We start from the raw sequence: 7,988 nt of genomic DNA, 5'->3' as shown, positions 1-7,988 counted from the left end.
AGAAAGAAAGAAAAAGAAAAAAAAAGAAGAGGGTTTAGACCCCCCCCCCCCCACTGTGGGGGAGGGTGCCCCCCTTTTTCCCGAAACGGGACCCCCCCCCCCCCCCCCCCCACCCCCCCCGGCCCACCCCCCCCCCCCCCCCCCCCCCCCCCCCCCCCCCCCCCCGCCGCCCTGCCCGCTCTGTGCGTCACGCAGATCACGAGCTGGGGCATCGTCTACTACGCGTTCCCGGTGTTGAACCCGCAGATCACCTCCGCTACAGGATGGCCGGCCGGAGCGACGATGGCCGCCTTCTCGCTCGGCTTGGTCGTCTCCGCACTCGCCGGAATCCGCGTGGGCCGGATCCTGGACCACCGTGGCCCGCGCGCGGTCATGACCGCTGGCTCCGCTCTCGGCACCGTGAGCCTGCTGATCGTGGCCGCCGCCCCGAACCTGCTGCTGTTCTTCACCGGTTGGGCACTCGCCGGCCTCGCGATGGCCGCGACCTTCTACCAACCCGCCTTCGCCGCACTGACCCGCTGGTGGGCCCCGGACCACATCCGCGCGCTGACCATCGTCACCCTCGCAGGCGGCCTCGCCTCCACCGTCTTCGCGCCTCTGACCGCCCTGCTCGCCGGCCACCTGTCCTGGCGCGCCACCTACCTCGTGCTCGCCGCAATCCTCGCCGCCATCACGGTTCCTGCCCATGCCCTGGCGCTGAACGCTCCTTGGCCAAAGGCCACGCCCTCGCCGCAGTACACCCATGTCCAAGCCGCAGCGGTGGCACGCAGCCGGCCCTTCTGGATGCTCGCGGCAGTGTTCACCCTGTCAGCGTTCGCCATGTACGCCGTCGTCGTCGCCCTGGTGTCGCTCCTGCTCGAACGCGGCTACTCCACCGCGCAGGCCGCGTGGGTACTCGGCATCGGCGGAGCCGGACAGACCCTCGGCCGCACCCTGTACGCCACCCTCGCCCGCCGCACCACCGCCACGGCCCGCACGACGAGTCTCATCGCCCTCGGTGGATTGACCACCGCGGCCTTCGCCGCCGTCCCTGGCCCGTACGCCCTGCTCATCGCCGTGTCGGTCATGGCCGGCACGGTCCGCGGCAACCTCACCCTCCTCCAGGCCACCGCCATCACCGACCGCTGGGGCACCACCCACTACGGCCGCCTCTCCGGACTCCTCGCCGCACCCGCCCACACAGCGGCAGCACTCGCGCCGTTCGCCGGCGCTGCCCTGGCCGTCCCTCTCGGCGGCTACGGACCGCTGTTCTTCCTCCTGGCCACCATCTCCGTCGCCGCCGCGCTCATCGCACCATGGACAGCTACCGACGCCGTACGCCACCGATTCCCCCGGCCCTGACAACCACAGCATCCCGTCACTCCGCAGAGTAACCGCGGATGTGGAACGCCGCTGGTTCCGGCGGTCCTGGCCGCGCAAGACGCTCCGGCCTTCTTCTCCTCGACTGCCGACCCCGACGGGGACTTCGACGGCGCCACGGAGGACCCAAAGGTCGTCACCACGGCGTGGGAGGCGTGGCGGACCGAGGTGGCCTTCGCCGAACGGTTCGTCACCGAGGCCTCTGACCTCGACGTCGTCAGACTGGCGGTGTCCGCAGGCGTGCGTTCAGGCAGCGCGCGTGGTGAGGATCGCGGCGCCGCCGGCGGGCAGTCGGTAGCGGTACGTCGTGGCGCCCCACGGGACGTCGAATGTGGCAGGTCCGCTGCCGGAGTTGTACGTCACCTGCAGCTTGGTGCCGTCGGGAAGGGTCGCGTTCTTGCGCTGGAGGCCGGCGCTCGTGGCCGGGGGCGATGTGGTCTTGCCGTCGGAGGCGAAGACGGAGACGTGGATGGACCACCAGCTGCCGGAGCTTGCCTTGTTGACCACGCGAATGTAGCGGGCGGTGGTGGTGGGCAGCAGGATGCGGCTCATGGTATTGCCGGGGCCGGTGGCGATCGGCTTGCCCCAGCTGGTGCCGTTGTCGGAGGCGTAGACCTCGTACTGGCTGGCGGACGAAGTCGCCGGACGAGGCGCTCGTGTCCAGGACGAGCTGGTCGAAGGTCTGGGTCGAGCCGAGGTCGACCTGGAACCAGTCTCCCGGTTGCATGCCGTGTCCCAGGCTCCACCGGGTGGTCGCGTCGCCGTCGATGGCCTTGGACGGCGGGTCGTCCGAGCTGCTCGCGGATGCCGATGCCTGCCGCCGTCGCGGGGCAGGGCTGTCTCACCTGTGGGCGGGGTGAGGGAGGCGCCGGTGGGCAGGGTGTAGCCGAGCCACTGGTCGCCGATGCGTACCTGGGGTTGCTGGGCGAGGAGGCTGCTGTCGTAGGTGATCAGGGCCTGGCTGCCGTCGGGGTTGCTGAAGGGGATGTCGACGGAGCCGATGGCGGCCGGGTCGGTGCTGCCGTGCCGGGTGCCGGTCCAGGTGAAGGTCGCCGCTGCTCCCGCGGCCAGGGTGTAGGTGAAGAGGCGGTCGACCCAGCCGACGTTGAAGGTGCGTGCCGTGCTGCCGGAGTTGTAGTGACCAGCGCGGTGGAGCCGTCGGGGTTGGTGAAGGCGACGTCCTCGACGTTGCCCTTGCCGAAGGTGTTGGAGGCGACCCGGCGGGCGCCGGGCTGGACGAACTTGCCGGCCTGCGCGAGGCCCCAGTAGTCGGCCGTCGGTGAGTAGCTCCACGTGCCGTTGGTGTTCGGGGAGACGGTCACCACGGGGCGGCAGCCCTGGCAGCCGTTGTTGGTGGGACCGCTTGAGCCGTCCAGGGCGAGGTTCCAGCGAGAAAGTCGCAAATGGTTCACGCCGCGTCTGCGCCCAGCCGGCAGGAGGTCGAGACGCGTCGCTAACTGGGGAAAGGCAGACGACCGCTTTCTCGGCAGGCGAATTCGTCGACTGCTTGACGGTACTGCCGAACAGCTTCGAATTAACTCTTGGATGGGCGGCGGAGACTTACGCTCGCAGCCGCTATCCGGATGTGTCAACGGTGTGTAACGCGAGGGAAGTCGCTCACCGCGACGCAAACCACGAAGTCGTATGCGCTCACGGATGCCATGCAGGGCAATGCTGTGACATGGGTCACCATTCCTCGCTCTGGCCCGGCCCTGACCTGCGCGTATGGTTCCGAAGGTGAGTGACGCCAGCGGAATTGAAATAGCCACCGATGTGCCACGACAGGTTCCGCTACGGCGCAACAGGAGCTTTCGAATGCTGTGGATCGGGCAGTTGCTGTCCGATACCGGCACACAGATCAGTGGGATCGCCTACCCGCTGCTCATCCTGGCCCTGACCCATTCGGCGGTGCTCGCCGGGATCGCCGGCACGGTGCGGGCCATTACCGTGCTGTGCGTGCAACTGCCCGCTGGGGCGCTTTCGGACCGGTTCGACCGACGACTGACGATGATCATCTGCGACATCACGCGAGCGGTGCTGCTGGCACTGCTCGGCATTCTGATCGCACTGGATGCCGCGCCCTGGCAGGTGGTCCTCGCCGTGAGCCTGATCGAGGGAGCTGCCGGTGCCGTCTTCGATCCGTCCGCCGCCGCCGCGCTGCCGGGAATCGTGCCGGACGAGCAGCTGGAGCAGGCGTGGGCCGCCAGCGAAGGCCGGACCTACGGTGCCAGCCTGGCCGGCCCGGCGCTCGGCGGAATGCTGTTCGGAGTAGGCCGTGCCGTCCCCTTCCTGGCCGACGCGATCTCCTTCGCGGTGTCGTTCGGCACGGTGAGCCGGATCCGCGGGAAGTTCCGGCCGGAGAAGGCGGCCGTGCGCAAGTCGTTGTGGCGCGAGGTGACCGATGGCCTGCAACTGGTCTGGCAGGTACCGATTCTGCGCGCGGCGGTGATCCAGACGCCCCTGGTGAACTTCGCCTTCAGCGGCGTGATCTTCAGCATCACCCTCGCGATGCAGCAGCACGGGACATCCACCGCGGTGATCGGTTTCGTGCAGGCAGGCATCGCGGCCGGCGGGCTGCTCGGCGCCGTGGTCGCCCCCCGACTCCAGGGGCGCGTGCGTCTGGCAACCCTGACCGCCACGATCACCCTGGCCGCCGCCCTGCTGTTCGGTGCTGCGGCCTTGTTCATCCCGTCACCGCTGGTGGCGACGCCGGTCGCGCTGGCACTGCTGCTCGCGCCGGCCGCGAACGGGGCGTTCGTCGCCGTGGTGCTCCGCAGCGCGCCCGAGGGCATGCGCGGCCGAGTCATCAGCACGGTGATGATGGCGGCCACCGCACTGGCGACACTGGCGCCACTGATCGCGGGCCTGATCGTCCAGCACGCTTCCGGCGCCTGGGCGGTGGGCGCCTTCGCCGCCGCGACAGCCGTCGCGGCCGTGCTGTGCCTGGTGCTGCCAGGTTTTCGGCACGCGGAGTCCCCGACGGCCGCAGCGGGCTGAGCCGCCGTACGAGCAGGCCGCGCCGGACGCGACGCGGCCCTCTCCGCGGACGAGGAAGCATGGTGCCGCGCGGGCCCCTGCGGCTGGCCTCCACCTCAGCGCGAGTCGAACAAACCCGCCCGCCTCCCGGATCGGCTCCGGTCGGCCGGCTCCAACAAACGCGGCATCGCCCCCCGCATCCTCGACCTTGACTGCTCCCTAGCCCCGCGGCTCGACACCAACAAAGGTGCCGCTTTCCTCTCTGCCCTCCGGCAGATCCTGGCCGCCGTCGAGACCGCGGCATCACCTCCCTGCCCGAACTCGCCGTCACCATCCCCACAGAAAGTCACATGCTTAACAACTGTTGTTAGGGCCTCTAAGTGGGCATTTAGGGATGGTCTGCGCCGGTATGTGACTTTCCCGGCCGTCACGCTTGAGGTGTTTGCCCTATAAGAACACCCTCGCGTTCATCAAGCTGCGGACCAGGTCGCCCGTTTGCTCCGGTTCTTGTGCGCGAAGTCCGTCTGGTTTGAAGATCGGCCGGAATCGCCCAGCAGCAGCGGAACAGCACCGTCCGCCGCATCCATGATCACGCTACGGCGTGAGTCAGCGGAAGCCATACCCCAGCGACCTGTCCGACGCCGGATGGGCCTTAATCGAGCCGACGTTGACGGCCTGGAGAAAGGCCCGACTCGACCGCAGACCCACCGGGCAGCCGGCCAAAGTCGACCTCCGCGACGTATTCAACGCACTCTCTAAGGGGCCGGCTCCAGTACCGTCTTCAGCGCCGTCGGACCCCTGATGCCCTCGATCGCCTGCTCGGCTTCCGTCAGGGGGTGGCGGTGGGAGATGTACGACGCCATCGGGAAGTCCTCGTGGTGGTCCGTGGCGATGCGCACGGACTCGGCGTAGTGCTCCGCCTGGGCGAGCTGGCTGCCGATGACGCGCAGTCCCAGGCGGCTGACGCGGAAGGGGTCCACCGGGACCTTGCCCCGGCCCGCCCACAGGCCCATCACCAGGAGCCGGTCGTCGCGGCCGAGGAGGTCCATGCCCTCCTCGAACGCCGGCAGCCGGCCAGCTGCCTCCACCACCAGGCGCCTGCCTCCCGCGCCCAGCAACCGGTCGACGGTGGTGGCTCGTTCGGCGGTGGTCGTGTCGGCGCGGGAGAGGGCGGCGTCGGCTCCGAAGCCGCGGGCCGCGTCCAGGCGGACCTGGCGTCCGCCGACCACGATGATCCGGCGCGCCCCCGCCAGCCGGGCGGCGAAAGCCGTGGCCGTGCCCACCGGGCCCGCCCCCAGCACGATCACGTCGTCGCGCGGGGAGACACCGCCGGCCCGGGCGAGGCCGTGCAGCGCGGTCGGCAGGGCGCAGCCGAAAGCGATCACCGCGTCCTGTGGGGTGCCCGCGGGGACCTTGTGGAACTGGGTGTCGGGGGACAGCCGGGCGTGGGTGGTGAAGGTGGCCGCTCCGAGCGGTTCGAGGGGACGCGGGCGGACGACGTTCTCGCAGTTGGCCCCGTCGCCCTCCAGCACGCAGCGGCGGCAGCGGTGACAGGGGTGGGCCGGGGTCCAGTAGACGGTGTCCCCGACGGCTACCGGCTGCCCGATCGCGTCATGGGCCGGGGCTGGGCATTCCTCCACTACGCCCACTCCTTCATGACCGAGGGCGAAGGTGAAGGGTGCCGGGAAATCGCCGGCCAGGATATGCGCCTCGGTGCCGCAGACGCCGGCCCGGGTGACCCGTACCAGCAGGCCCCCGGGATCCGGCGGCGGTATGTCGAGAGTGCGCAGGGCGATGCTGCCGGGTGGTTCGTACACCACCGTGTCCGCTGTGCGGGGCATGGGTCTTCCACCACCTTCCGGAGTCGTCGGGTGTCATCGGGCGTCGTCGGGTGCCTCGGGACCAGGGGGCGTCCCGGGAACTGCTGGTTCCCGCTTCCCGCAGTGTGACCGTGCGGCACGCCGGAGTGGAACACCGTCCAGCTGGCCGTCCGCTTCCGGCCCGTCGTCCAACCGCTGTCTCTCGCCGGTTGGACGACCCAGAACCCGTCGAAACAGGCCGAGTTGAACATCGACGGGGGTCGTGCTTGCGTAAGGAAGCCACGGCCCCCGCATCCCGTGGGGCGCGGAGCCGGAGCCGAGACGCCCCCGCACCGCGAGGACGGCCGAGGACGCGATCCCGGGTCCGCTGTGCGTGCGGGCTTCGGCCACGCCGGGAGCACCTCCGGTGCCGCGTACCGCACTCTTCCCGCTTCTCACACAGGGAGACGACTGTGCAACAAATGCTCGACCCGCCTCCGCATCCCCTGCTCCGCCCGGCCCCGGTCGTGGCGGCGCAGCAGCCCCCGTGGGACGGCGACGACCGGCTGCCCTTCGTCCGCAGAGAACTGCGCGCCCGGCCCTCGCTGGTGCGCACGGCGGACGTGCTGACGCTGCGGCGGCAGCTCGCGGAGGTCGCGGCGGGCCGGGCCCACGTGGTGCAGGCCGGCGACTGCGCCGAGGACTTCGCCGACTGCACCGCCCCGGCGGTGGCCCGCAAGGCCGGGCTCCTCGACAGCCTGGCGGGCATGGTGAGGATGAACACCGGTCTGCCGGTGGTCCGTGTCGGCCGGATCGCCGGCCAGTTCGCCAAGCCCCGCTCGTCTCCAACCGAGCAGGTCGGTGACCGCGCACTGCCGGTCTACCGGGGGCACATGGTCAACGAACCGGCGCCCGAGGCCGCCGCCCGCGAGCCCAACCCCTGGCGGCTGCTGACCGGTTACCACGCGGCCCGGGAGTCCATGCGCCACCTGGGCTGGGGCGAGGACAACAACAGTAGGGAGGCCCTCGGCCCGCCGGTCTGGTCCAGCCACGAGGCCCTGCTCCTCGACTACGAGCGGTCCATGCTCCGCCTCGCGGAAGGCCCCGGCCCCGCCGTCGCCGGCCCGGGGCCGGACGGCGACCCCGGCGTGGTGCTCGGCTCCACGCACTGGCCGTGGATCGGGGAGCGCACCCGGCAGCCCGACGGCGCGCACGTGGAGTTGCTCGCCGGGGTCATCAACCCCGTCGCGTGCAAGGTGGGTCCCACGACGAGCGTCGACGACGTGCTCGACCTGTGCGCCCGGCTCGACCCGGGGCGCGCGCCCGGGCGGCTCACCCTGATCGTCCGCATGGGGCCGCGGTTGGTCGCCGAGCGGCTGCCTCCGCTGGTCGAGGCGGTGCGGGCGGCGGGCCACCCGGTGATCTGGCTGAGCGACCCGATGCACGGCAACACCGTCCCGCACGCCGACGGCGGCAAGACGCGGGAGGTGGAGACCGTGGTCGGCGAGGTGCTCGCCTTCGAGGCGGCGGTGCGCTCCGCCGGCGGCACCGCGGCCGGCTTGCACCTGGAGACCACCCCGGAGGACGTCCACGAGTGCGTGCCCGGACCGATGCCCGCCGACGGGGCCTCTGACCGCCGCTACACCTCCCTGTGCGACCCCCGGCTCAACCCCGGCCAGGCGTCGACGGTGGCCGCGGCGTTCGGCTGCAGCGCGGGCCACCGCTGACCCCACGGGCGGCGGGGGGCGGGGGGGGGGGGGGCGGTCCCCCCCCCCCCCCCCCCCGGGGCCCAAAGGGGCAACCCGCCGGAGGCACCCATCCCCCCCCCCCCCGAAGAAAGAAGGGGGGCGACGA

The 7,988-nt window shown here is 71.1% G+C and carries 6 protein-coding genes and 3 pseudogenes; 5 read left to right on the top strand and 4 right to left on the bottom strand.

Features of this window, described 5'->3' with window-relative positions; genetic code table 11:
- Positions 1-171 precede the first annotated feature (171 nt).
- Positions 172-1,341 (top strand): MFS transporter, encoded by a 1,170-nt coding sequence (locus ACZ5XS_RS44775; protein WP_468661463.1) that lies wholly within the window; start codon positions 172-174, stop codon positions 1,339-1,341.
- Positions 1,342-1,605: 264 nt separating this feature from the next.
- Here the strand turns inward: ACZ5XS_RS44775 and ACZ5XS_RS44770 are convergent, their stop codons facing one another.
- Both ACZ5XS_RS44770 and ACZ5XS_RS44765 read right to left on the bottom strand, forming a co-directional pair.
- Positions 1,606-1,911 carry a hypothetical protein gene (locus ACZ5XS_RS44770; RefSeq protein WP_468661445.1) on the bottom strand — a complete coding sequence of 102 codons (306 nt, stop codon included), beginning with the start codon at positions 1,909-1,911 and terminating at the stop codon, positions 1,606-1,608.
- Between the two features lie 91 nt (positions 1,912-2,002).
- Positions 2,003-2,164 (bottom strand): annotated as a pseudogene (locus ACZ5XS_RS44765) (discoidin domain-containing protein); the annotation flags it as partial.
- Between the two features lie 141 nt (positions 2,165-2,305).
- Between ACZ5XS_RS44765 and ACZ5XS_RS44760 the strand changes: the two are divergent.
- Complete coding sequence (locus ACZ5XS_RS44760; RefSeq protein ID WP_468661467.1) at positions 2,306-2,437, top strand: hypothetical protein; 132 nt, start codon at positions 2,306-2,308, stop codon at positions 2,435-2,437.
- 73 nt (positions 2,438-2,510) lie between these two features.
- On the opposite strand, the pseudogene ACZ5XS_RS44755 reads toward ACZ5XS_RS44760, so the two are convergent.
- A pseudogene (locus ACZ5XS_RS44755) lies at positions 2,511-2,681 on the bottom strand (glycoside hydrolase family 30 beta sandwich domain-containing protein); the annotation flags it as partial.
- Positions 2,682-3,096: 415 nt separating this feature from the next.
- Here ACZ5XS_RS44755 and ACZ5XS_RS44750 point away from each other — a divergent pair.
- Positions 3,097-4,356 (top strand): MFS transporter, encoded by a 1,260-nt coding sequence (locus ACZ5XS_RS44750; RefSeq protein WP_468661444.1) that lies wholly within the window; start codon positions 3,097-3,099, stop codon positions 4,354-4,356.
- Positions 4,357-4,936: 580 nt separating this feature from the next.
- Positions 4,937-5,089 (top strand): annotated as a pseudogene (locus tag ACZ5XS_RS44745) (IS5/IS1182 family transposase); the annotation flags it as partial.
- 1 nt (position 5,090) lies between these two features.
- Here ACZ5XS_RS44745 and ACZ5XS_RS44740 read toward each other — a convergent pair.
- A complete protein-coding gene (locus ACZ5XS_RS44740; protein ID WP_468661442.1) occupies positions 5,091-6,176 on the bottom strand; it encodes a zinc-binding dehydrogenase in 1,086 nt (361 codons plus the stop codon).
- A 440-nt stretch (positions 6,177-6,616) separates the two neighbouring features.
- Here ACZ5XS_RS44740 and ACZ5XS_RS44735 point away from each other — a divergent pair, with 440 nt between their 5' ends.
- Positions 6,617-7,861 (top strand): 3-deoxy-7-phosphoheptulonate synthase, encoded by a 1,245-nt coding sequence (locus ACZ5XS_RS44735; protein ID WP_468661440.1) that lies wholly within the window; start codon positions 6,617-6,619, stop codon positions 7,859-7,861.
- The last annotated feature ends 127 nt before the right edge of the window (positions 7,862-7,988 follow it).

It is taken from the genome of Streptomyces sp. NPDC033131 (genome assembly GCF_055578365.1).
The sequence above is the reverse complement of the archived record's forward strand: the minus strand, read 5'-3'. Positions and strand labels throughout refer to the sequence as shown.